Annotated in this window: 26 protein-coding genes; 17 read left to right on the plus strand and 9 right to left on the minus strand. The window is 68.5% G+C overall.

The features are described 5' to 3' along the window. Nucleotides 1–214: 214 nt before the first annotated feature. On the plus strand, nt 215–475 hold the full coding sequence (locus tag NAMU_RS17860) for a hypothetical protein (protein WP_138180316.1): 261 nt from the start codon (nt 215–217) through the stop codon (nt 473–475). On the opposite strand, the gene NAMU_RS29440 is transcribed toward NAMU_RS17860, so the two are convergent. Further along, nucleotides 464–835 carry a hypothetical protein gene (locus tag NAMU_RS29440; protein WP_169312455.1) on the minus strand — a complete coding sequence of 124 codons (372 nt, stop codon included), beginning with the start codon at nt 833–835 and terminating at the stop codon, nt 464–466. The two genes, NAMU_RS17860 and NAMU_RS29440, sit on opposite strands and share 12 nt — an antisense overlap. Here NAMU_RS29440 and NAMU_RS30550 point away from each other — a divergent pair. Genes NAMU_RS30550 through NAMU_RS30560 form a run of 4 tightly spaced genes read left to right on the plus strand, consistent with a single transcriptional unit; the run spans nt 734 to nt 3,940 of the window. Next, a complete protein-coding gene (locus NAMU_RS30550) occupies nt 734–1,273 on the plus strand; it encodes a site-specific integrase (protein WP_245544821.1) in 540 nt (179 codons plus the stop codon). The two genes, NAMU_RS29440 and NAMU_RS30550, sit on opposite strands and share 102 nt — an antisense overlap. After that, a complete protein-coding gene (locus NAMU_RS30555; RefSeq protein ID WP_217180471.1) occupies nt 1,252–1,845 on the plus strand; it encodes a tyrosine-type recombinase/integrase in 594 nt (197 codons plus the stop codon). Before NAMU_RS30550 ends, NAMU_RS30555 begins: the two co-directional genes overlap by 22 nt. Next, nucleotides 1,842–3,758: a tyrosine-type recombinase/integrase gene (locus tag NAMU_RS28510; RefSeq protein WP_015748774.1), complete on the plus strand. Its 1,917-nt coding sequence runs from the start codon at nt 1,842–1,844 to the stop codon at nt 3,756–3,758. Before NAMU_RS30555 ends, NAMU_RS28510 begins: the two co-directional genes overlap by 4 nt. Continuing rightward, complete coding sequence (locus NAMU_RS30560) at nt 3,752–3,940, plus strand: hypothetical protein (protein WP_015748775.1); 189 nt, start codon at nt 3,752–3,754, stop codon at nt 3,938–3,940. The genes NAMU_RS28510 and NAMU_RS30560 overlap by 7 nt, the downstream gene beginning before the upstream one ends. Nucleotides 3,941–3,974: 34 nt before the next feature. On the opposite strand, the gene NAMU_RS17875 is transcribed toward NAMU_RS30560, so the two are convergent. After that, complete coding sequence (locus NAMU_RS17875; protein WP_138180320.1) at nt 3,975–4,229, minus strand: STAS domain-containing protein; 255 nt, start codon at nt 4,227–4,229, stop codon at nt 3,975–3,977. Between the two features lie 50 nt (nt 4,230–4,279). On the opposite strand from NAMU_RS17875, the gene NAMU_RS17880 reads away from it, so the two are divergent. The 5 genes from NAMU_RS17880 (at nt 4,280) to NAMU_RS17900 (ending at nt 10,768) form a co-directional block, all read left to right on the plus strand. Further along, nucleotides 4,280–6,583, plus strand: coding sequence for a glycine cleavage T C-terminal barrel domain-containing protein (locus NAMU_RS17880; RefSeq protein WP_015748777.1), 2,304 nt, complete (start codon nt 4,280–4,282; stop codon nt 6,581–6,583). Further along, nucleotides 6,573–7,211 (plus strand): sarcosine oxidase subunit gamma, encoded by a 639-nt coding sequence (locus tag NAMU_RS17885; protein WP_015748778.1) that lies wholly within the window; start codon nt 6,573–6,575, stop codon nt 7,209–7,211. The genes NAMU_RS17880 and NAMU_RS17885 overlap by 11 nt, the downstream gene beginning before the upstream one ends. Next, nucleotides 7,208–8,611: an L-serine ammonia-lyase gene (locus tag NAMU_RS17890; protein WP_015748779.1), complete on the plus strand. Its 1,404-nt coding sequence runs from the start codon at nt 7,208–7,210 to the stop codon at nt 8,609–8,611. Before NAMU_RS17885 ends, NAMU_RS17890 begins: the two co-directional genes overlap by 4 nt. Nucleotides 8,612–8,618: 7 nt before the next feature. After that, on the plus strand, nt 8,619–9,473 hold the full coding sequence (gene purU, locus NAMU_RS17895; RefSeq protein ID WP_015748780.1) for a formyltetrahydrofolate deformylase: 855 nt from the start codon (nt 8,619–8,621) through the stop codon (nt 9,471–9,473). Nucleotides 9,474–9,748: 275 nt separating this feature from the next. Further along, on the plus strand, nt 9,749–10,768 hold the full coding sequence (locus tag NAMU_RS17900; protein WP_015748781.1) for a chorismate-binding protein: 1,020 nt from the start codon (nt 9,749–9,751) through the stop codon (nt 10,766–10,768). Between the two features lie 90 nt (nt 10,769–10,858). On the opposite strand, the gene NAMU_RS17905 is transcribed toward NAMU_RS17900, so the two are convergent. Beyond that, complete coding sequence (locus tag NAMU_RS17905; RefSeq protein ID WP_015748782.1) at nt 10,859–11,068, minus strand: dodecin; 210 nt, start codon at nt 11,066–11,068, stop codon at nt 10,859–10,861. 383 nt (nt 11,069–11,451) lie between these two features. On the opposite strand from NAMU_RS17905, the gene NAMU_RS29445 reads away from it, so the two are divergent. Then, nucleotides 11,452–11,694 carry a hypothetical protein gene (locus NAMU_RS29445; protein ID WP_138180322.1) on the plus strand — a complete coding sequence of 81 codons (243 nt, stop codon included), beginning with the start codon at nt 11,452–11,454 and terminating at the stop codon, nt 11,692–11,694. Between the two features lie 171 nt (nt 11,695–11,865). On the opposite strand, the gene NAMU_RS17910 is transcribed toward NAMU_RS29445, so the two are convergent. The 3 genes from NAMU_RS17910 to NAMU_RS17920 form a co-directional block, all read right to left on the minus strand. Further along, a complete protein-coding gene (locus NAMU_RS17910) occupies nt 11,866–12,177 on the minus strand; it encodes a DUF2871 family protein (protein ID WP_245544822.1) in 312 nt (103 codons plus the stop codon). 201 nt (nt 12,178–12,378) lie between these two features. Beyond that, a complete protein-coding gene (locus NAMU_RS17915) occupies nt 12,379–13,080 on the minus strand; it encodes an ABC transporter ATP-binding protein (protein ID WP_015748783.1) in 702 nt (233 codons plus the stop codon). Next, nucleotides 13,077–14,072: an ABC transporter permease gene (locus tag NAMU_RS17920; protein ID WP_169312515.1), complete on the minus strand. Its 996-nt coding sequence runs from the start codon at nt 14,070–14,072 to the stop codon at nt 13,077–13,079. The genes NAMU_RS17915 and NAMU_RS17920 overlap by 4 nt, the downstream gene beginning before the upstream one ends. A gap of 206 nt (nt 14,073–14,278) precedes the next feature. Between NAMU_RS17920 and NAMU_RS17925 the strand changes: the two genes are divergently transcribed. Continuing rightward, entirely contained in the window at nt 14,279–14,812 is a 534-nt protein-coding gene (locus NAMU_RS17925; protein WP_052307990.1) for a hypothetical protein, read from the plus strand. A gap of 17 nt (nt 14,813–14,829) precedes the next feature. On the opposite strand, the gene NAMU_RS17930 is transcribed toward NAMU_RS17925, so the two are convergent. After that, complete coding sequence (locus NAMU_RS17930; RefSeq protein ID WP_407669224.1) at nt 14,830–16,212, minus strand: IS256 family transposase; 1,383 nt, start codon at nt 16,210–16,212, stop codon at nt 14,830–14,832. Between the two features lie 93 nt (nt 16,213–16,305). On the opposite strand from NAMU_RS17930, the gene NAMU_RS30565 reads away from it, so the two are divergent. The 4 genes from NAMU_RS30565 (at nt 16,306) to NAMU_RS17950 (ending at nt 19,184) form a co-directional block, all read left to right on the plus strand. Beyond that, complete coding sequence (locus NAMU_RS30565) at nt 16,306–16,650, plus strand: hypothetical protein (RefSeq protein WP_015747797.1); 345 nt, start codon at nt 16,306–16,308, stop codon at nt 16,648–16,650. Nucleotides 16,651–16,814: 164 nt separating this feature from the next. Further along, entirely contained in the window at nt 16,815–17,738 is a 924-nt protein-coding gene (locus NAMU_RS30570; RefSeq protein ID WP_015747798.1) for an integrase core domain-containing protein, read from the plus strand. 211 nt (nt 17,739–17,949) lie between these two features. Beyond that, on the plus strand, nt 17,950–18,555 hold the full coding sequence (locus NAMU_RS30575) for a sensor histidine kinase (protein ID WP_281023819.1): 606 nt from the start codon (nt 17,950–17,952) through the stop codon (nt 18,553–18,555). Further along, nucleotides 18,555–19,184 carry a response regulator gene (locus NAMU_RS17950; protein ID WP_015748785.1) on the plus strand — a complete coding sequence of 210 codons (630 nt, stop codon included), beginning with the start codon at nt 18,555–18,557 and terminating at the stop codon, nt 19,182–19,184. The genes NAMU_RS30575 and NAMU_RS17950 overlap by 1 nt, the downstream gene beginning before the upstream one ends. Nucleotides 19,185–19,684: 500 nt before the next feature. Here the strand turns inward: NAMU_RS17950 and NAMU_RS17955 are convergent, their stop codons facing one another. Further along, nucleotides 19,685–20,176: a hypothetical protein gene (locus tag NAMU_RS17955; RefSeq protein WP_138180325.1), complete on the minus strand. Its 492-nt coding sequence runs from the start codon at nt 20,174–20,176 to the stop codon at nt 19,685–19,687. A 600-nt stretch (nt 20,177–20,776) separates the two neighbouring features. On the opposite strand from NAMU_RS17955, the gene NAMU_RS17960 reads away from it, so the two are divergent. Further along, nucleotides 20,777–21,529 carry a helix-turn-helix transcriptional regulator gene (locus tag NAMU_RS17960; protein WP_015748787.1) on the plus strand — a complete coding sequence of 251 codons (753 nt, stop codon included), beginning with the start codon at nt 20,777–20,779 and terminating at the stop codon, nt 21,527–21,529. Between the two features lie 14 nt (nt 21,530–21,543). On the opposite strand, the gene NAMU_RS31870 is transcribed toward NAMU_RS17960, so the two are convergent. Further along, nucleotides 21,544–21,876, minus strand: a complete 333-nt coding sequence (locus NAMU_RS31870) for a cupin domain-containing protein (protein WP_041370919.1) — start codon at nt 21,874–21,876, stop codon at nt 21,544–21,546. Between the last annotated feature and the right edge of the window lie 51 nt (nt 21,877–21,927).

The following is a 21,927-nucleotide window of genomic DNA, read 5'->3' on the forward strand; positions in this document are numbered from 1 at the left end:
GGGCAACGAATCCACCGGACCACCTCCCGCCACAGCATGCGCCGCCGACCCGCCCCAAGGCCGACAACGCGCCCACGTTCGTGCAGTCAACAAGCGAGGCCTTGTTGGAGTCGATGGTGTCGCGGCGTTCGGCCCGCTTGGCTTCCCGCTGCGCGTCGGTCATCTCGCTCGGGTCGGGACGGCCGGCGCCGCTGCCCCAGCGGGTGTGGTGGCCGTGCTCCCGGAAGTTCTGGCAGACGACGTCGGTGGTCAAGCCCCGGGCAAGCACCTCAGCGACCGCTCCTCCATCGCTCCGATCCACGTCGTCGTCATGGTCGTCCGGCTCGGGGTCGTCTGGGTCGTCGTCGGCTACGGTCCAGCCGGCGGGCACCTGGTCGGCCGGGAAGTAGTCGACGTCCTCCCGGACGACGACGGCGTGGCCGGGGCAACTGATGTGGTCCTGGTCCTGGATGCGGCGACCGGCCTAGTCGAGTAGGTGTTGCACGTACTCGGTGTGGTCGTGGTGCACTTCGGCCTCCTGCAGCACGGTGATGCCGGCAGCGTCGAGTTCAGCGGCGTAGGCATCGATCCGGGCCTGCTCGTCGCGGCGGTCTCGCAGCTGCTGGGCGACATGGTCGAATCGGCCGGTCTTAGCCGCCGCGACCAGCGCCTTGACCGCCTCGGTGTCGGACTCGATTATGTGGACAACAGCGGGTGGCGGTCGGGTGTCGTACCAGCATGCTGTGGTGCCTGGATGCGAGTCCAGGTGCATCGACAAGACGGTGTCGTGGCTGCGGTCGCCGTTGTCACGGCCGATGGTCTCGAGGTCGATTGCGCCGCCCGGTTCCTGCGGCACGTCCTTGATTCTGGGTGCAGCCCGAACACCGCGGCCGCCTACGGGTACGACTTGAAGTATCTGTTCGAGTTCCTCGCTGAACGTGGGCTCGATTGGCGGGACTTCCGACCTGCGGTGGCGTTGGAGTTCCTGGGCTGGCTTCGTCGGCGGCCTTCCCGACGGCCGGCGCAGCGGTTGGGGATCTCGGCGACAGTGCCCGCGGGCCGGCTGTTGGCGCCGGCGACGGTGGCCCGGGCATTGGCCACCGTGTCGAGCTTCTACGGGTGGGCCGTGATCGCCGAGGAGTTCGCGGGTGAGAACCCGATGCGTCGGCAGTCGGATCTGGCCTCGCTGATGCACCTGCCCGGCGGCAACCGTTCACGGGTGGAGCGAGCCGGCAACGACCGGTGTCCCGAGAGGTCCGGATCCGGCTGCCGATGCGGCTGCCCCGGCCGATGAGCGAGGCCGATGTGACCGCCCTGCTCGGCAGCCTGAAGAACCTGCGGGATCTGTCGATGGTGCTGTTGATGCTCGACGGTGGCCTCCGGCCGGGTGAGGTGCTTGGGTTGCAGCTGACCGACATCGCTTACGGGCGGCGGCGGGTGACCGTGCGCAAACGCGACGACCACCCCCGCGGCGCGCGGGGAAAGTCCCGCCAGGAACGGGTCGTTGATCTGGCCGAACCGCGCACATTGGACGCGGTCAGCCGATACGTACTCCACGAGCGGCCCCTCGATGCCGACAGCCCGTTCGTGTTCCTGGTCGGCGGCCGCGGCAGCCGCCGGGACGTGCCGTTGTCGTATGACGCGTTGGTGAGAATGTTCGCCCGCCGGCTCGACGCCCTGGGTCTGCGGTCACCGGACAAGACACCACACGCGCTGCGGCACACCCATGCCACCGCGATGTGGGAGGCGGGCATGCGAGAGATGGCTCTCCAGGCCCGGTTGGGACACGCATCGCCGGAATCGACCCGGGTCTCTGATCACCAGGTCAGGGCCGAATACATCGCCGCGCTGGGCATGGACCGATGAGTTCGCCGTCGATCGCTGCGCTCACTGTTGAACCACCCGGAACCGGACGGTGGCGGATTCATGCCCGGATCGAGGACTACCGGTCCTGGGTGCGCGAGTACATCCCGCACGAGGCCGTCCGGTGGGAGCGGATACGCGCCTACCGGCGATTCACCGAGACCTGGCCCGACCTGGAGGAATGGTTCACCGCACCGCTACCGGTCCGACTGGGATTCACCGGCGGGGAGCTCCGGCCGACGGGTCGCACCGAGATGCACCGGGCGAACGGCTACCTGATCTACCTGTCGCTCGTCGGTGGCGTGGGATTGGATTTCGACCTCCTGTTGGGCCGCAAGTACACCCGCCCCTTCAGCGTTCCCGGCGGCGGGAACGGCCTGGGCGTCGACCTGGCCATGTTCGACCGCTGGGTGGCCAGGATGGTCGAGCTCGGATACCCGCAAGCGGGGGCCCGCGGATACCTGATGTGGGCGCTCGGCCGGCTGGTCCTGCACCGGGGAGACCCGGACCTGACCGCGATCACCGCAGATGACCTGTTCGCGTTGGGGAACGCGGTCCGCGACTTCGGCGCCCGACCGGACTACCAGCAATTGCGCCGCGCCCTGTTCACGGTTAGCGGAGCAGCGGACACCGGTCACACCGGTGACCAGTTCATCCGCACGCACCTGGCGAAGCTGCACGCCGCCCACGTGCTGCTGTTCAACGAGGGCCAGGTGGGCCAGGCCCCGCAGGTCGGCACCCGTCAGCGGATCGGCTGGGCGGACCGGCTGCTCCCGGAACCATGCCCGCCGGCGATCCGCGCCGTCGTCGAGCGCTATCTACGGCTGCGGTTGGAAGCCAAGTTCGACCGGCCCCAGACCGTCCGGTTGACCCGAGAAGGGCTCCGCCGCCTGGTCAACTGGCTCGCCAAGGTGCACCCGGAGATCACCAACCTGCGCCAGCTGGATCGGTCGCTGATCGAGGACTACCTGCAATGGTTGCCGGGCTGCCTCAGTCAACAGACCGGGCAACCGCTCACTCCGAGCACCGTCGCGTCGGCGATCAGTGCGGTCGGGGCGTTCTGCCGGGACACCGCGGTCTGGGGCTGGACCGACGTCCCCGGCCGACCGCTGGTCACGACCCGAGACACTCCGAAACAACCCAAACCACTACCCAGGTTCCTCCCTGCGGACGAACTGGCGGCGATCATGACCGCCATCGATGCCCTGGCCGATCCCGCGCAGCGCGCCGCCCTGCTGTTGCTGCGGTGGTCAGGGGCCCGGCGTGACGAGATCCGCCGGCTCACCTGGGACTGCCTGGACCACGACCTCCACGGCAACCCGCGGCTGCGGATCCCGGTCGGCAAGTCCTACACGGAAAGGATCGTCCCACTGCATCCGGACGCCGCAGCGGCGTTGCGCGGCGCGATCACCGCGGCGAAAGCACAGAACGCGATCGCCCGGCACGATCAGCACGCCAGCCGCGCGGTCAACTACGTGTTCATGCGCCACGGGAAGCTCCTGTCCAAGACAACCCTGTTCGACGACGCGTTCCGCACGGTGTGTGGCGCCGCCGGTCTGCTCGACGCGCACGGCGTCCCCAAGGTCAGCGCGCACCGGTTCCGGCACACCCTGGGCACCCAGCTCGCCGAGGGCGGCGCCCGGATCCAAACGATCATGGCAATCCTCGGGCACCGCAGCGCTGAGATGTCCCTCGTGTATTCGCGGATCTCTGACCCGGAGATTCGCCGGCAATACGAAACCGCGCTCGCCGGCGGCGGCCGGATAGCCGGCCCTGCGGCCGACGCGCTGCTCCACGACAAGCTCGACTACCAGGCAGTTCACTGGTTGCAGACCAACTTCCTCAAGACCGAACTCGAACTGGGGCACTGTCTCGGCTGCCCGCCGAAGGGCCCTGCGAATGCGATCTCGTGCTGACCTGCCCGAAGTTCCTGACCAGCACCGAGTACGTCCCCCGGCTACAGGCCCGGATGGTCCGCGAGGACGAATTGATCGCCGACGCAGAACACCGAGGCTGGGAACGTGAAGCAGAACGGCACCGCTGCACCCAACAACGCATCGCGGCGTTGCTCAAGGACCTGTCCCTCGGCACGGAATGAACCGGCCGAACCGCGAACCAGCTGCGCGACACGATCAAGAGTCCGGCTCGATGGCGATCTCGTGGAGCATCGCGACCACCGCCGTTGACGGATCCACCAACTCCATCCGACCACCACCGTCGACGATGCGCTGCCGCACGTCGAGCAGCACGTCCAGCCCGGCTCGGTCGATCAGCGTCACGCCGTTCAAGTCGAGCATCACCCACATCGGGCCACTGTCCGAGCCGATGGCCTGGGCAAACCGGAACTCCATGACGCGGACATCTGTCGCCGTCACCGATCCGGCCACCAGCCGCCAACCCCGACGTCCAGGTCCTTTCCCGGACCAACGCGTTCGGGGTGTACGACGACGGCGCGGTCCGCGCCGTGCAGCGCCGCACCGACCACCTCGACCGGGCCCCGGCCGGCGTCGCCCGGCACCGGGTCTGGCGGATCCGGGCCCGCCAGATCATTCTCGCCACCGGCGCCCACGAACGTCCGATCGTCTTCGCCGACAACGACCGCCCCGGCATCCTGCTGGCCGGCGCCGCCCGCAGCTACCTGCACCGCTACGGGGTGCTCGTGGGCCACCGGGTCGTCGTGTTCACCACCAACGACAGCGCCTACGCCGCCGCCGCCGACCTCGCCGACGCCGGCGTCCAGGTCGCCGCCGTCGTCGACACCCGCCCGCAGTCCCCCGACGTCGCGACCGGCATGTGCCGGGACCGGGGCATCCCGGTGCGAACCGGCAGCGTCGTCAGCGGCACCGACGGCACCGACCGGGTCACCGCCGTGCACATCACGTCGGCCACCGGCGACGGCACGGACGAGGTGGTGCAGTGCGACGCGCTGCTCGTCTCCGGCGGCTGGAACCCCGCCGCGCAGCTGTTCAGTCATTCCGGCGGGAAGCTGCGCTACTCCGCCGAGCTCGGCGCGTTCCTGCCCGCGTCGTCCCTGCCCGCGGTCCGGGTCGCCGGCGCCGCGGCCGGCGACCTGGATTTCGACGGCTGCGTGGCCGGCGGCCGGGACGCCGCCACCGCGGCGTTGCTCGCGCTCGGCATGGCCGCCGGACCGGCCGCGGACCTGCCGCGCAGCTCCGCCCTGCCGGGCGAGAACCCGCCCGCCGTCCTGTGGTCCGTGCCGGCCCCCGCCGACGCCCCCGGCCGGGTGCCGGCCGTCGCCGGCGCCCGGGTCCCCGACGACACCCGGTTCGTGGACCTGCAACGGGACGCCACCGTCGCCGACGTCCTGCGCGCGACCGGCGCGGGACTGCGCTCGGTGGAGCACGTCAAGCGGTACACCACCATCGGCACCGCCCACGACCAGGGCAAGACCTCCGGCGTCCTCGCCTCCGGGATCATCGCCGACGCCCTCGGCGTCGACATCGCCGACCTGGGCACCACCACCTTCCGTCCCCCGTACGCGCCGGTGCTGTTCGCCGCCCTCGCCGGCCGGGACCGGGGAGACCTGTTCGACCCGATCCGGACCACCGCCATCCACCCGTGGCACGTCGAGAACGGCGCCGAGTTCGAGGATGTCGGGCAGTGGAAACGACCCTGGTACTTCCCCCGCGGCGGTGAGGACATGTCCGCCGCGGTGCGCCGGGAATGCCGCGCGGCCCGCACCGGGGTCGCCATCATGGACGGTTCCACCCTGGGCAAGATCGACGTGCAGGGACCGGACGCCGGATGGTTCCTGGACATGCTCTACACGAACCTGATGAGCTCGCTGAAGGTCGGTTTCATCCGGTACGGCGTGATGTGCGGACCCGACGGCATGGTCATCGACGACGGCACCGTCATCCGGGTCGCCCAGGACCGCTTCCTGGTCACCACCACCACCGGCAACGCCGCGAAGATCCTGGATTGGATGCAGGAATGGCTGCAAACCGAATGGCCGCAGCGCAAGGTCACCGCGACGTCGGTGACCGAGCACTGGGTCACCATCCCGCTGGTCGGCCCCCGCTCCCGGGATGTGCTCGCCGCGGTCACCACCGACCTGGATGTGTCCAATGACGCGTTCGGGTTCATGACCTGGCGGGACACCAGCATCGCCGGGGCGCCGGTGCGGGTCTGCCGGATCAGCTTCTCCGGCGAGCTGGCCTACGAGGTCAACGTCCGCGCGTGGGAGGGTTTGGAGGTCTGGCAGGCCCTGATCGCCGCCGGTGAACCGTTCGGCATCACCCCCTACGGCACCGAGACGATGCACGTGCTGCGCGCCGAAAAGGGTTTCCCCATCATCGGTCAGGAAACCGACGGCACCGTCACCCCGCAGGACCTCGGCATGTCGTGGGCCGTGTCCAAGAAGAAGGTCGACTTCCTGGGCAAACGGTCCTTCGCCCGGCCGGAGAACCAACGGGCCGACCGCAAACAACTGATCGGCATCCTGCCCGACGACCCCACGATCGTGTTGCCGGAGGGCAGCCAGATCGTGGAGACCGCAACCCTCACCGTCCCGGTGACCACCCCGGTGCCGATGCTCGGGCACGTCACCTCCAGCTACCACAGCGAGGCGCTGGGCCGCGGGTTCGCGCTCGCCATGATCCGCGCCGGCCGGGACCGCATCGGGCAGCACCTGCACGCCTACGCCGGGGCCGACCTCATCCCGGTCACCGTGACCGAATCCGTGCTCTACGACAAGGAAGGTGCCCGCCGTGACGGCTGACCTGAGCATCCGACCCGGCCCCAGTATCCGACGCAGTCCCCTGCGCGACTGGGCGAGCACCCTGACCGAGCTGGCCCCGGCGGTCACCCTCACCGAACGGCCCTACCTCACCCACACCACGGTCTGGGTCGACCCGACCTCCGATGCCGGGCAGGCCATCTCCACCGGCCTGGGTGTCCCGTTCCCCGCCGCCGGCGCCTTCACCCAGGGCCGCACCCGGTTCGGCGACGTGCAGGTGCTGTGGATGGGCCCGGCCGAGTTCCTGATCATCAGCCCGGACGGCACCGACATCGACGTCCAGGTCGCCATCGATTCCTGGCTCGGCGGCCGGTGGGCCGCGGTCGTCGACGTGTCCGCGCAACGCACGATCGTCACCCTGTCCGGCCGGCACGCCCGGGACGTGCTCGCCCACGGCTGCTCGGCCGACCTGCACCCGCGGATCGCCCCCACCGGCACGTGCATCGCCACCCTGCTGGCGCAGACCGGGATCGTCCTGCAGGTGCTGGACGCCGAGGCCGGCGACTTCCAGCTGCTGGTCCGGTCCTCCTTCGCCGGGTACTTCGCGGCGTGGGTCGCCGACGCCGCCGCCGAGTACGCCGACCCGGTTCAGCTCGCGGAATCGCTGTGACCATCAGCGTGTTCGACCTGTTCAAGATCGGTATCGGGCCGTCCAGCTCACACACCGTCGGGCCGATGAAGGCCGCCGGCATGTTCGTGCAGGAGCTGACCGACACCGGGACCGCGGCCGCGGTGGCCGGGCTGCGGGTCGAGCTGTTCGGCTCGCTCGGCGCGACCGGGCACGGCCACGGCAGCGTCGGCGCGGTCGTCCTCGGGCTGCTCGGCCACGCGCCGGACCAGGTCGACCCGGCCGCCGTGCAGGGCGAGATCCAGGCCGTCCGGGAGACCGGGAAGCTGGAGCTGCCCGGCGGCCGGCCGATCCGGTTCTCGGTGGACGAGGACATCGTGCTGCACCGCCGCAAACGGTTGGACTTCCACACCAACGGCATGCGATTCCACGCCGTGGACGATGCCGGCCGCACGGTGGGCCGGCGCGAGTACTTCTCGGTCGGTGGCGGGTTCGTCCTCGGCGAGGATGAGATCGGTGCCGCCGCCGTCGTGGTCGACCCCACCCCGGTGCCCTACCCGTTCCGGACCGGGGCGCAGCTGCTCGCCCACGTCACCGCGACCGGGCTGCCGATCAGCGCCATCGTGCTCGCCAACGAGAACGCCCGGCGGCCCGAACAGGACACCCGGGAAGGACTGTTGCGGATCTGGCAGGTCATGCAGGACTGCGTGACCCGCGGCTGCCGGACCGGCGGGGTGCTACCCGGCGGACTCAAGGTCCGCCGCCGCGCCGAAGCGCTGCACCAGCAGCTGCTGTCCGGCCAGAACCACGCCGACCCGCTGCGGGCGATGGAATGGATCACCCTGTGGGCCCTGGCGGTCAACGAGGAGAACGCCGCGGGCGGCCGGGTCGTCACCGCGCCGACGAACGGGGCCGCCGGAATCATCCCCGCCGTGCTGCACTACTACACCCGGTTCGTGCCCGGCGCCGATGACGACGGGGTGATCCGGTTCCTGCTGACCGCCGCCGCGATCGGAATCCTGTTCAAGGAGGGCGCATCCATCTCCGGGGCCGAGGTCGGCTGCCAGGGCGAGGTCGGATCGGCCTGCGCCATGGCCTCGGCCGGGCTGGCCGAGGTCCTCGGCGGCACCCCGCAGCAGGTCGAGAACGCCGCCGAGATCGGCATCGAGCACAACCTCGGGCTGACCTGCGACCCTGTCGGCGGACTGGTCCAGATCCCCTGCATCGAACGGAACGCGGTCGCCTCCGTCAAGGCCATCACCGCAGCCCGGATGTCCATTGCCGGCGACGGTCAGCACCACGTATCGCTGGACAAGGCGATCAAGACCATGCGGGAGACGGGCGCCGACATGAGCGTCAAGTACAAGGAAACCGCCCGTGGCGGCTTGGCCCTCAACGTCATCGCCCCGAGCCCCGTCACCCTGAACATCGTCGAATGCTGAGACCGCCATGACCGGATCCTTCGTGCTCACCTTGAGCTGCCCGGAACAACCGGGCATCGTGCACGCCGTCACCACCGTGCTGAACGACCACGGCTGCGACATCACCGAACACCAACAGTTCGACGACCCGATGAACGGCAAACTCTTCCTGCGCACCGCCTTCACCGCGCCGGCCGGCGGCTGCGTCGCGGACGCCCTGCGCACCGGGTTCGCCTCGATCGCCGACGCCTTCGCCATGACCTGGCAGCTGCACGACGCCACCCACCGCACCCGCATCCTGATCATGGCGTCCAAATTCGACCACTGCCTGACCGACCTGCTCTACCGGTGGCGCACCGGATCCCTCGGCGGCCAGGTCGCCGCGGTCGTGTCCAACCACCAAGACCTGGCCCACCTCGCCGACACCGCCCGCGTGCCGTTCGTGCACATCCCGGTCACCGCCGACAGCAAACCCGCCGCCGAACACCACCTGCTGCAGGTGATCGACCAGCAGGACATCGACCTGGTCGTGCTGGCCCGCTACATGCAGGTGCTGTCCGACCCACTGTGCCGAACCCTGCACGGCCGGGCGATCAACATCCACCACTCGTTCCTGCCCAGCTTCACCGGCGCCAAGCCCTACCACCAGGCCTACGAACGGGGCGTCAAGTACGTCGGCGCCACCGCGCATTACGTCACCGCCGAACTCGACGAAGGACCGATCATCGAGCAGGAGCTCACCCGCGTCGACCACCGCCGCGCTCCCGAGGACCTGATCGCCGTCGGCCGGGACGCCGAACGACTCGCCCTCGCCCGGGCGGTCACCTGGCACTGCCAACACCGCATCCTGCTCAACGGCAACCGCACCATCGTGTTCAACTGATCGTCCGCCCGGGCCACCCGGAATCACCCGACCGCCGCAGCTCGATCACCAGGGATCCCGGACCCACACCGGTGGCACGCCGCCCGACCACCAGGGAGATCCGCATGAGGAGCACAGAGCTCGGCCGGCGCGGCCCCGGACACCGGGAAGGCGCACGGCTGAACATGGACGTGCTGCCCGGCCCAGCACCCACACGAACCCACCGCACAACCAGGTCCGACCCTCGGATCGAACCGGACCCAACGGCCGGATCCGCACCGCCCCGATCAACGGCCATGGCCTACTTCGACGGCCTGCTGGCCACCGACCTGATCGAGACCGCCGACCTGACCCTCGACCCCGGCGTGCTCGACCGTGGCGGGTGGTGGGCCGTGCTGATCACCTTCGAGGGCGCGATGACCGGCTACCGATTCCGCACGGTGACCCGAACATCCCTCCCGTCGCCCAGGACCGCGTGGACCGGGCCGACGCCAGGACGCTGGCGCACGTCGCTGAACCGCGGCGCCTATCAGGCCGGCGTCCGTCGCATCCACCGGCTCATCGAGGCCGGTGAGGTCTACCAGGTCAACCTCTGCCGGATGCTGTCCGCTCCCCTGGCCGACCAGGCCGACCCCATCGCCCTGGCGCACCGGCTGGCCCGCGGCAACCCCGCCCCCTACCAGGGAATGCTCCGCCTGGGTGACGGACCGCGATCGGACTGGGTGGTGACCGCCTCCCCGGAACTGTTCCTGTCCCGCCACGGTAACCTGCTCACCTCCTCGCCGATCAAGGGCACCACCGGACCCGGAGAGCCGTTCCTGGACAAGGACTACCCGGAGAACGTCATGATCACCGACCTGGTCCGCAACGACCTCGGCCGGATCAGCCGGCCAGGAACGGTCAGGGTCACCGAACTCCTGCAACGACAGGAACATCCAGGGCTGGCCCACCTGGTCTCCACCGTCCAGGCACGCATCCTCCCCACCACCGGCTGGGGTGACATCCTGGCCGCCACCCTGCCCCCCGGATCCGTCACCGGCGCGCCGAAACTCAGCGCCCAGCAGATCATCTCAGAACTGGAACCCATCCCACGCGGTCCGTACTGCGGCGCCATCGGGTACGTCGACGCCGACACCGGCCACGCACAACTCGCGGGCGGCATCCGCACCTTCTTCACCCGCCACGACGCGCACGGGCGCCGCAGCCTGCACTTCGGCACCGGCGCCGGCATCACCTACGCATCGGACCCGGCCGCCGAGTGGGCCGAAACCGAACTGAAGGCCGCCCGGCTCATCGCACTGACCGACCAAAGGTGAACAACCGCCGACGCTGCCAACTCCCACCGACGGCAGGGATCCGGCAGCGGACGGGCGAACCCACCCGTTATCGCCGAGTCTCACAACGGATCAGGCATCCATCCGGAAACCGACCTTCATTCGGACCTGATAGTGACCGACCTGGTTATTCACGATATGACCGCGGATCTCGCTCACTTCGAACCAGTCCAACCCACGTAATGTGCTGGACGCCCGCGCAATACCGGCCTCGATCGCGGCCTCTACACCATCCGGCGACGTTCCTACGACCTCCGTCACGCCGTACACGTGAGCGCTCATGGACTCTCCTTCGTCGCGAATGCCGAACCCCAACCTGCTGAGTGAACCACGCCCAGCAGGTTCCGGTCTCCGGCGCGACCTATGGCACCCAACGGTGCAGGCGGTCGCCCTCTATCGGGCCTTGCCGCATCGGCGGCTTCACCCGCCCTGCCAATGCGGCGGGGCGGGTGAAGCTGACGGTACTACTTCTTGCCCTTCTTGACCTTCTTCGCCTTCTTGCCCTTCGCCATGGAACCCTCCCTCCGGCCGGTCGACCCAACTGGCGTCGGCCGGCATCTTGCGTGCGTCGTGGTCAACTATGCGTTGACGACACGGTCAACTTTCTGTTGACCCTGCCGTCAACATAGTATTGACACCGACGAAAAGCAAGTTAGCCTCACGACGTGACGGACGCCCTGCACACCAGACGATTCGACCGTGCATTGGAGTCATTGCGGGGAGTTCCTGATCCACTCCTGCGGTTGGAGGCGATACGTCGCTCACGCAAGGCACTGGACGACCTGGAAACCGCCACGGTGATCGCCGCCCGGGCACAGGGCGCCAGTTGGCGCGACATCGGTGCGGTGTACGGGCTGAGCAAACAAGGAGCTCAACAGCGATTTCGAGCAGCAATTCCTGGCGGCTGATTGCCGGTCGCCCACAGGTCCCCCACCTCGGGAGGTTGTCATCCGCTCTTGGGGTCGTGATTCTCGGTTGGATCGGCATTTCGGTGCGACCGACGTGCCCCTCACCGTTGGTGAGGGGCACGGGTGACGACGGTCCAGCAGCGGCACTGCTCGATGCGAGGAATTTCCGTGTCAAGATCGGGGGAGCTGCGCCTTTCCCGTCGCCTTCACCTTGCCGCGCAGCGCGAGGAAGAGCAGCACCAGGCCGATGGTGAGCAGGATGTGCCCCAGTCCGGCGATGCCGGCGATGGCACTTCCTGCGGACACGCCGAGAACCGTCATACTGCCGTGCACGGTCAACATCGTCGCAGTCAGGACAAGGCCGGCGTTGTAGATCCAGAAGAATGGCGTGAACAATCGACTGTCGGACAGGGTGAAAGCCTTCTCCAGGGTGAGGATGACGAGGAAGAACAGCATGCCCAACGCCAACAGGTGAGTGTGCACGGTGGATAGCTGGGTGTCCCCGACGAAGTCCTGCGCCTTGGTCAGTTCCCGGTAGTACAGACGGAGGCCAGGCCCAGGACTGTGTAGAGGGCGGCGGAGTAGTAGAGCCTGATCATTTCAAATGTTCCTTCGGTGGCTAGATCTCGGCAATGGGTGGCGGTCGGTCGGTGCGGTTGATCCCTCTGGTGATCGCGCCTGGGGCTAGTGGGCGGCGCTGAACTCGGGGCGGGTGGGAGCGAGACTGAGGCGGCCGTCGGTCATCGCGGCTGTCCGGTCGGCCAGCGGCAGGTATTGCAGGTCGTGGGTAACCACGATGGTGGCGGTGCGCTGTTCGACGGTCACCTCGCGCAGCATCTGCATCACGGCGTGGCCGCGGTCGTGGTCCAGCGCGGAGGTCGGTTCGTCCACCAGCAACAAGGCGGGCTCCCCCATCAACGCCCGGGCGATGCCGACGCGCTGCCGCTCACCGCCGGACAGTTGGTGCGGCCGTTTTCCGGACTTGGTGGTCAGGCCGACCCGATCGAGCAACCACCGGGCCCGGTCCAAGGCTGCCTCGCGGGGACTGCGCGTGAGGTGGCTGACCAGCAGCAGCTGATCAAGGACGGTCAGCGACGGCAGCAGGTTGGCCTGCTGGAAGACGAAACCGATGCGTTCCCGGCGGACCCGATCCAGAGCTGCCCGGTCCAGGCCGGCCAGCAGGATGCCGTCGATGCTGACGGTCCCGGAGTCCGGGGCGATCAACGCGCCGGCCACCGCGAGGAGGCTGGACTTGCCGGAGCCGGATGGTCCCGTGACGGCAAATATTTCGCCGGGGCCGACCTGCAGGCTCACCCGGTCCAGCGCGGTCAGCCGCTGTTCCCCATCGGGGTAGGTGAGATGGACGGTGTCAAGGATGAGAGTCATCGGGATGCTCCAAGGGCGGTGAGGGGGTCGACCTGGCTGACGTTGCGGACGGCGACGGCGGCGCCGAGCAGACCAACCGCAATCATGATCAACAGCGGGAGGGCGACGGTGGCGGGTTGCAGGACGAACGGGACGACCGTGGCGGCCAAGGCGCCTAGGCCGGTAGCCACCAGGGCGCCGAGGCCGGCGCCGACGAGCAGCACGAGTGCGGCTTGTCCCAGAGCGTCGCGCAGCAGATACCCACGGGTGCCACCGATGGCGCGGACGACAGCCAGGTCGTGGGCCCGTTGCATGGTCCAGACCGTGAAGAAGCTGCCCACGACCAGCACCGAGATCCCGACCAGTAGCCAGCGCATCAGATTGAGCGAACTCTGTTCGGAGGTGAATCCACCGACGGCATCAAAAGCCGCCTCCCGGGTGACGGTGGTGGTGCCGCCGGCCAGGTCGATGGCGACGGTCTCCGCGGTGCCGGGGTCAACGGCGACCGCGGTGATGGTGTCGGCGTGAGCGATCTGCTGCCAGGTGTCGATGTCGGTATAGAGAACGGGCAGGTGAGCCAGCGACGTATCGGTGACAATGCTGGCCACCACGACCTGCTGACCGGCGACGGTCACGGTCTCGCCGGTCTGCAGGTCCGCATCCTCGGCCAGGGCGCGGGTGAGTGCGATCTGGCCCGCACCGGGGACATGGCCGGCCAGCAATGGCGGGAACAGGGTGGGGTCGGTGCCGATCACCGTGACTGCCGCGGCGGCGTCCGCGGACTGCAGCCGAGTGGTGGAGATCCCCACCGGATGAGCGGCACGAACACCGGGCACTGTCGCGATACGGCGTGCGGTGTCGGCGGGCAATGAACTAGTGGCGAACGCGACGGACTGTCCCGCGGTGGGCGGTGCCAGGCTGATGTCGGTGGTTGGTAGAGCCGCGACCGCGGAGACGCTGGCCGCGGAAAGGCCGGCGGTCAGGCCGGTGAGCAGGACGACCATCAAGGTCATCAGGCCGATGACGGCACTGATCAGAGTGAACCGTCCTCGGGCGAATCGAAGATCACGCAGGGCTATGAACATGCCTCCATGCTGGTCTACCGGCCGCGCTGCGACATCGGGCTGGCGATGGGGTTTTCCAGGTCGAAGGACTTGCCCGAATGCCGATCGAAAGTTGCAGGTCACCACGGGCTTGCCCGGACTAGGGTGGCCAGACGATGAGCGAGGCAACTATCGACCCGCCGGCTGCCCTCGCCCTGCTCCGGCGTGCCGAGCACGTGCTGTTCGTTGTCCTGTTGCTGGTCGGCGCCGGTCGCTGCGTCACCGAAAAGGACCACGCCGTCGCCGCCGTGGTCGGCGCTTCGGCGCTGCTCGGTTGGTACGTGTTGGGATTGGTGTTGGCGCGACGTTCGGCAGGGCATGCCGTCGCGCTGGTCTGGCTGCTGATCCTGACGGTCGGGTGGGGCGCCCTGATCGCGCTGTCGGCGAACTTTGTGTGGTTGGCGTTTCCGCTGATGCTGCTGTACCTGCAGCTGACGCCGCTGCGGTTCGCGATGCCAGCCGTTCTGGTGCTCACCGCGGCCACCATTGCGGGCCTCGGTGCGCACCGCGGTCAGCTCGACACGGCCGCGGTGATCGGGCCGATCTTGGGCGCGGGAGTCGCTACCGTCATCACCCTGGTGTATCAGGGGTTGCGGCGGGAAAGCGAAACCCGGAGGCTGTCAAGTTTTCTGTGTAAGTCGCGATGTTGATCTTGGGTTGGGGTTGGTCAGCTGATCCTGGGGGTGATGCGGTCGGGGTATTGGATGGCCAGTGCACCGAGCGCGGGTTTCCAACCGGTGGTGACCTGGCCCTCGACGAGCCGGCCCTCGGCGGTGCGTCCGACTCGTTTGCCCTTCTCCGCGGCCCGGTCCCGGGCGCGTTTGTCCTCGATATCGCGGATGGCCAGCCACAGCAGCTTGACCACTGCGTCGTCGTTGGGGAAGTGCCCGCGGTTCTTGATGATCTTGCGGAGCTGGTAGTTCAACGACTCGATCGCGTTCGTGGTGTAGATGATCTTGCGGACCGGCCATGGGAACGCCAGGAACGGGATGAACCGGTCCCAGGCGTCCTGCCAGGTCCGCAGGCAGGCCGGGTAGCGGCGGGCCAGATCGGTCTCGGCGAACGTCAACAGCGCCGTCTCGGCGGCGTCCACGGTCGGGGCGGTGTAGATCGTCTTGAGCTGGGCCACGACAGCCCGCCGGTCGGTGTAGGACACGAACCGCATCGAGGCCCGGATCAGGTGGACCACACACGTTTGGACGGTCGTCCGCGGCCAGGTCGCCTCGATCGCCTCGGGTAGCCCGGTCAGCCCGTCGCAACACACGATCAGCACGTCCTTGACGCCCCGGTTGGCCAGCTCGGCGCAGACCCCGGCCCAGAACTTGGCGCCCTCGGTGGACTGCACCCAGATCCCCAGCACGTGCTTGATCCCGGCCATATCGACGCCGACGGCGATGTACGCGCTCTTGTTCCGAACCTGGTGCCCGTCGCGGACCTTCACCACGATCGCGTCCAGGTACATGATCGGGTAGAGCTCTTCCAACGGCCGGGACTGCCAGGCCTTGACCTCTTCCAGGACCGCGTCGGTGATCTTGCTGATCGTGTCGTGGGACAGCTCGGTGCCCAGTGTCCGGGCCAGATGGGCCTGGATATCGCGGACGGTCATGCCGCCGGCGTAGAGGCTGATGATCTGCTCGTCCAACCCGCCCAGGCGGCGTTGGCCCTTGGGCACCAGCCGCGGCTCGAACGTCGACTTGCGGTCCCGCGGCACGCTCAACGGAACCGGACCGACCTCGGTCGAGAGCGTTTTCGGGGTGTGCCCGTTCCGACTGTTCGGCGAGCCCCGACCAGCCGGGTCGCCCGCTTCGTAGCCCAGGTGCCCGGTCAATTCCGCGGCCAGGCCTCGTTCGAGCACAGCCTTGATCATCTCCGGCAAGAACCCGCCCTCGCCGGTCAACCTGACCCCGCCGGCCTCGGCGCGGTCGATCAACTCATCCAGCCACACGTCGTCGGCCAGCAACTCCCGCAGCTGCCGACCAGTCGACCGGGCCGGACCCGGCACCTCATCATCGACCGGCGACGACGGCACCGATGAGGACTGCTCGGTCATGGTCATGTTTTGCTTCTGACTTCGTGTCAGAGATCGGCGTGTTGATCAGCCAACATCCGACGACTCCTTCGACCCGTCTCGGAGGATCCGAAGATGACCCAACCCGATCGTGGCAAGGACCGTGCCGGCCGGCGCACCAAGCGGTTCCTGACGCCCTCGGAGAAGTACGAGATCTGGCTGCAACTGGTCCGGCAGGAGGTGACGATCGCCGAGGCCGCCGAGCAGCAGCAGGTCGACCGATCAACGATCATGCGGATACGCACCGTCGCCAAGGAGGGTGCGTTGGCCGCGCTCGCTGCGTCCAAGCCCGGCGTCGCGGCGGCGCAGCGGGACTACGAGATGGAGGCCGCGAAAGCCGAGATCGCCCGGCTGTCCGAGGCGGTCAAGCAGATGGCGGTCAAGCTCACCCTGGTCGAGGGAAAAGGCGGCTGGGCCTAGATGGCCGGGTCCCGCGCCGCGTCGAGGCGGCCATCAAGGATCAGCTGCTCACGCTGCTGGACCAGGCGCTGGACGCCGGCTGGTCCCTACGCGACGCGTGCGGCGTACTGGAGCTGCCCGAGCGACGCGCGTACCGCTGGTTGGACCGCCGAGCCGAGGGACGGTTGGCCGACTCGCCGCCGGGCGGGTCGCCGATGCACGGCCTGCTCGACGATGAGGTGGCCGCGGTCCTGGCCTTGTTCGACGAGTGGGGCGAGACCGACCGCAGTCATCGCAAGCTGGCCCACCGGGGCTCCTACCTGGGCCGGGTATGGGTGTCACCATCAACGGTGCGGCGAGTGTTGTTCCTGGCGGACAAGCACTTCCGGCCGCTGCCCAAGCCCGGCCGCAGCTCCAAGCGGCCGTTCCCGGAATGGGCCGAGTACAAGCCGAACAGTCTGTGGATCTACGACACAACGCACTTCACCAGGGCCGGGATGGCGGTGCTGATCGTGGAGGACCTGGTCTCCCGCAAGTGGCTGAGCACGGTCGTGTCGGCCGAGGAGACCTCGACGCAGGTGCAGGTCGGCTTCACCCGCGCCCTGCACGCCGAGGGGCTGCTACAGCTGGTCGACGCCCGGCACGACGACGGCCGCGTCGACCTGGGCGTCGACGACGAGCACCGGCCGATCCTGCTGGCGATCTCGGACAACGGCCCGCAGATGACCTCCGGGTCGACCCGCGAGTTCATGGCGTTGTGCGCGATCGCCCAGCACTTCGGCCGGCCCGGCACACCGACCGACCAGGCGTGGATCGAGAGCCTCAACGGGCACCTCAAGGCCGAGTACCCGCACCTCCTGGCCATCCGCGACCCGGCTACGCTGCGTGCCGAACTGGACCAGGTGCGGGCGCACTATAACGGGGTCCGGCTGCACCAGGGCATCGGCTACGTCTGTCCCAACGACGAACACCAAGGACGAGGAGCCCAGATCCGCAAGGCCCGCCAGGCCGGCCTGGAAACCGCCCGCCAACGACGGCTAACCTGGCACCGCGAGCACCGGAACGACCAACACCAACCACCCGCCCCGGAGCCCGACGATGTTGGCTAATCAAACGCCGAAATGCGTCATTAAGTCAGACACACGTCAGTCATGATCCGCTCCTTCGCGAGGCACCCGCCTCAGCATCCGATCGCGGTTCCTACACAGACCATCTGACACGCCCGAAACCCGCGCCCGGCTGGTCACCGAACTCACCGCGGCCCAGCAGCGGCTCGCCGCGACCGAGCGGCGGGCCGGGACTCTCGTCGAGCGGGACCGGCTGGCCCGTGAGCTCCACGACACCGTCGCCCAGAGTCTGGCCAGCATCGTCCTGCTGCTCCGATCAGCCAGTCGCAGCTACATCGATGCGCCCGAGCCTGCCCGGCGACAGGTGGACACCGCGTTGGAAGCGGCCCGGTCCGCGCTGGACGACACCCGTCGCATGGTCCGCGCCCTCGCCCCCGCCGAGCTGGTCGACCGGCCACTGGACAAGGCCCTGCAGCGGATCCTGCACACCAGCAGCCAACTCGGATTGCACACGTCGTTCGTGGTGGACGGCGAACCCACGCCATTGCCCACACCGGTCACGGTGGCGTTGTTGCGCGTCGCGCAGGGCGCCGTGGCGAACGTCACGGCACACGCGGCAGCGACCAGGGTCGGTGTCACCCTCACCTTTCAGCCGGACGCGGTGAGCCTGGACATCGTCGATGACGGAAGCGGTTTCGACCCCGATGACATCACACCGTCGGCCACCGCCGGGACCGGGTTCGGGCTGCGCGCCATGCGTAGCCGGCTCGCCGAGGTCGGTGGAACCCTTGTCGTGGAGTCGAGCCCGGACAACGGCACCGCCATCAGCGCCATCATCCCGATCGAAGGAGTCACCTGATGACCACCCGCGTCCTGCTCGTCGATGACCACCCCGTGGTCCGTCGCGGGGTTCGCGCGACCATTGAGGTCGACGAGACGATCACCGTCGCCGGGGAGGCCGGCAGCGGTGAACAGGCCCTGGCCCTGCTCGCCGAGGTCGAACTGGCCGTTGATGTGGTTCTGCTGGACCTGCAGCTGGGGGCCGGTATCGACGGGGCGGAAACCACCCGACGGATACAACGGCTGCCCCGGCCGCCCCGGGTTCTGGTGCTCACCACCTACGACACCGATGCGGACATTCTGCCCGCCATCGAGGCCGGCGCGACCGGCTACCTGCTCAAGGACACTGACCCCGCCGAGCTGATCGCGGCCATCCACGCCGCAGCCGCGGGCGACACAGTCCTTGCGCCGTCCGTGGCGACCAGGCTGGTATCCCGGGTCCGCGCACCCGGGATCATGCTCACCCCCCGGGAAACCCAGGTCCTGCAGATGGTCGCCGATGGGCTGAGCAACCAAGGCATCGCCAAGGAACTGTTCATCACCGAAGCCACCGTCAAGTCTCACCTCGTGCAGGTCTTCACCAAACTCGGCGTCGACAGCCGCACCGCGGCGACCGCGGCCGCGAGGCAGCGGGGCCTGATCCGCTGATCGCAGGAATCGAATCCTCGTCTCCCAACAGTTCAGGCGAGGTCCAGGCCGGAACGAGCCCAGCGCGTTGAGCGGAGCGCGGCCACCGGCCAATAGGCCGGGCTCCATGCTGGACTCACCGCACGAGGTGTCACACCTCGCCGCGCACAATCCGGTTGCTGGGAGTCGAGCTGAGATTGTCCAGAATGGACAGGGTTCGGGGCTAGCCGCGGATCCTCAGTCCGTCGTCGGATGGCTCCACCCCGGTGCCTCGAAAGGCGAACCTGCCGGTGGCGCTCGGTCACGCCGGAGATCGCACTGCAGGTGGACCCGGTCACGCCTGTCTGGGTCCCGGCCGCGTCCCGTCGTCGCCCAGTCGTTCAGCCTCATCTGGTGCTGTCCCGGTTTCGGCACCGACCACGGATGACCGCACGTTTCGGTGCGCGGGCACCCCGGACCGGTAACCGCCGGATGCGGTCCGGGTGCGAACCTTTCCGGCGGACACCCGGTGGCCGAGTTGCCTACCGGTGACGCAGAACAGACAAGAACAAGCCGACCGGGATGCTCACCGCCAGCAGAGCGGCCAACCCGCGGTACAGCATCAACTGCCACCGCCGATGGCTCCGCGACCGGCGAACGTGGTACAGGAAAAGGCCCAACGCAGCGGCCAGTCCTGCCCCTCCGACGCCGACGACGAGTGCCGAGCCGGTCAGCGTTCCGGTGACCACCGCTGCCGAGCCCGCGTTCCACGCGAAAAGTTCCACGACCACCATCGACGGGCTCGGTGCCCGGACGGCGAGCAGCCACTGACCCACTCCGAGGCCTATCTGGGCGACACCGGCGACGAGCACGAGGTAGGCGGCCACCCAGGACCCGGCGCGGAATCCCGTTGGGCCGGTCACTGCGGCCACCAGGCCGCCGGCGATGACGCAGCCGAAACCAACAGCGACGAATCCCTCCATCGAGTCCCACCGCGTCCGCCGATCCTGGGTGGCGAGCCGCTCTGGGCTCACGTCCAAGTCCCTGATTCCGGATCCGCCATCACCGTCACGCGATGTCCCGGTGGATTGGCATCGAATGCGCCGACACGTCGGCATGGCGGATTGCCGGATCTCGGACGGCGCGGAACGCAACGGGCCGAGCACGGTTGCGGCTGCAGACAGCCTTAGCACAAGTGTCGTTGTCGTCAGCGGTCGGTGCCCGCACGCCCAGGACGCACCCACCAACCGTGACCCGGCCCAGGTCGATTATCGGAGTGATCAAACCGCGGTCCGGTCGGGAGTCTGACGCTGCGGTGGTCGCCCCTCGAGAATGCACGGTGGCCTTCGACTCTCGTTGGTCGCCACCGACTTGCGGCCAGACGCCCTTCAACGGCACTGACCGCCTCGCGGCCACGGATGCCACCGACGCCTCGAGCCGAGTTGGATGCGGGGTCGCGAGTACGCCCTGGCCCTCCCGCATAGTCACGCCCGATATCGTGAAGAGCCTTGACGTCCAGATGGTTTGATCGCGGCCGTGCTTCGATGATCGAATGCTAGTGCCGCCCATGCGCTGCTCCCTCTCTTGCCCGCAGGGGTTTCGTCAGCATCACCACAATTACTACAATAACCACCGTGAAAACGAGTGGTTCCGGCCCCCTCGGCCCCATCCCGGTACGGGGACCCGACCCTCACGGTCGGCTCTCCGGCCAACGCGCTGCGGTCCTCGAGCTCCTCCAACAGCAGGACGTGCCGATGACCATCACTGAGGTCGCCGGAGAGTTCGGCGTGCATCAGAACACCGCACGCGAACATCTCGAAGCCCTGGCGGGCCGCGGGCTGGCGGTGCGGGCTCAGCAGACAGGCCGCAGCCGCGGCCGGCCAGCCTGGGCCTATGCGGCCGCTGTCGACAACGTCGAGCCCGACCAACGGCTCCGCGACTACGCCGGCTTGGCCACGGCGTTGGCTGCGCACCTGAGCCTGACCAGCAACGACCCGGTGCCCGAGGCCGTGCAAGCCGGACGGGTCTGGGGTCGCGAACTCATCGGTGACGCTCCGATCGCGGCGCCGCGGACATCTGCGGCCAAGGCGAGGCGGCGGATCGTCGAGCTCTTGCGTGACCTAGGCTTCGATCCTGTGGCGGACCAGTCCGCCCGCTCGGTGAGATTGCGGCGCTGCCCTCTGCTTGATGCCGCCAAGCGATACCCGCAGGTCGTCTGCCAGGTGCACCTGGGCATCGTTCGCGGGGCCATGGACGTGCTAGGCGGCAGCCCGGAGCGCACTGCGATCACGCCGTTCGCCGAGCCGGGCGCATGTCGACTACAACTATTGACCCCGCAACTGCCCACCCGGCCCACGATCGTCGGCGTTCGTGGCGAGACGTGCTGATCGGACAGCTTTGACTACTTGCGCTTGGCAACGGTCAACAAGACCACGGCGTCTTCGAGTGCTACCAGGTCGTGGCGGCGGTCGGGAACGATGAGCAGATCCCCCGGCGAGCCCTCCCAGGCTTCACCCGCGGAGGCGAGTCGGACCCGACCTTGCAGGACGTGCACTGTTGCCTCGCCTGGGTTCTCGTGCTCGCTGAGCTTGTTTCCGGCGACGAGTGCGATCATGGTTTGCCGCAGCACGTTCTCGTGTCCGCCAAAGACCGTGGACGCGCTGCGCCCGCTGGAGACCGATGTCGCGATCGCGAGCTGGTGGCGGGCGAGGGCGGTCAGGGAGGATTTGAGCATGTCGGCCTTCGCAGGTTGTGGTTGACCGATCGATTCGGTCTGGACCGTTGG

This window comes from Nakamurella multipartita DSM 44233, assembly GCF_000024365.1.
Classification (GTDB): domain Bacteria; phylum Actinomycetota; class Actinomycetes; order Mycobacteriales; family Nakamurellaceae; genus Nakamurella; species Nakamurella multipartita.

Excerpts from the sequence above, each read along its gene's own strand:
- NAMU_RS30550 (WP_245544821.1), top strand. The coding sequence starts at position 734 with ATGCGAGTCCAGGTGCATCGACAAGACGGTGTCGTGGCTGCGGTCGCC.
- NAMU_RS30555 (WP_217180471.1), top strand. The coding sequence starts at position 1,252 with ATGCGGCTGCCCCGGCCGATGAGCGAGGCCGATGTGACCGCCCTGCTC.
- NAMU_RS28510 (WP_015748774.1), top strand. The coding sequence starts at position 1,842 with ATGAGTTCGCCGTCGATCGCTGCGCTCACTGTTGAACCACCCGGAACC.
- purU (WP_015748780.1), top strand. The coding sequence starts at position 8,619 with ATGACCGGATCCTTCGTGCTCACCTTGAGCTGCCCGGAACAACCGGGC.
- NAMU_RS17900 (WP_015748781.1), top strand. The coding sequence starts at position 9,749 with ATGGCCTACTTCGACGGCCTGCTGGCCACCGACCTGATCGAGACCGCC.
- NAMU_RS17905 (WP_015748782.1), bottom strand. The coding sequence starts at position 11,068 with ATGAGCGCTCACGTGTACGGCGTGACGGAGGTCGTAGGAACGTCGCCG.
- NAMU_RS17915 (WP_015748783.1), bottom strand. The coding sequence starts at position 13,080 with ATGACTCTCATCCTTGACACCGTCCATCTCACCTACCCCGATGGGGAA.
- NAMU_RS17920 (WP_169312515.1), bottom strand. The coding sequence starts at position 14,072 with ATGACCTTGATGGTCGTCCTGCTCACCGGCCTGACCGCCGGCCTTTCC.
- NAMU_RS17925 (WP_052307990.1), top strand. The coding sequence starts at position 14,279 with ATGAGCGAGGCAACTATCGACCCGCCGGCTGCCCTCGCCCTGCTCCGG.
- NAMU_RS17930 (WP_407669224.1), bottom strand. The coding sequence starts at position 16,212 with ATGACCGAGCAGTCCTCATCGGTGCCGTCGTCGCCGGTCGATGATGAG.
- NAMU_RS30565 (WP_015747797.1), top strand. The coding sequence starts at position 16,306 with ATGACCCAACCCGATCGTGGCAAGGACCGTGCCGGCCGGCGCACCAAG.
- NAMU_RS17950 (WP_015748785.1), top strand. The coding sequence starts at position 18,555 with ATGACCACCCGCGTCCTGCTCGTCGATGACCACCCCGTGGTCCGTCGC.
- NAMU_RS31870 (WP_041370919.1), bottom strand. The coding sequence starts at position 21,876 with ATGCTCAAATCCTCCCTGACCGCCCTCGCCCGCCACCAGCTCGCGATC.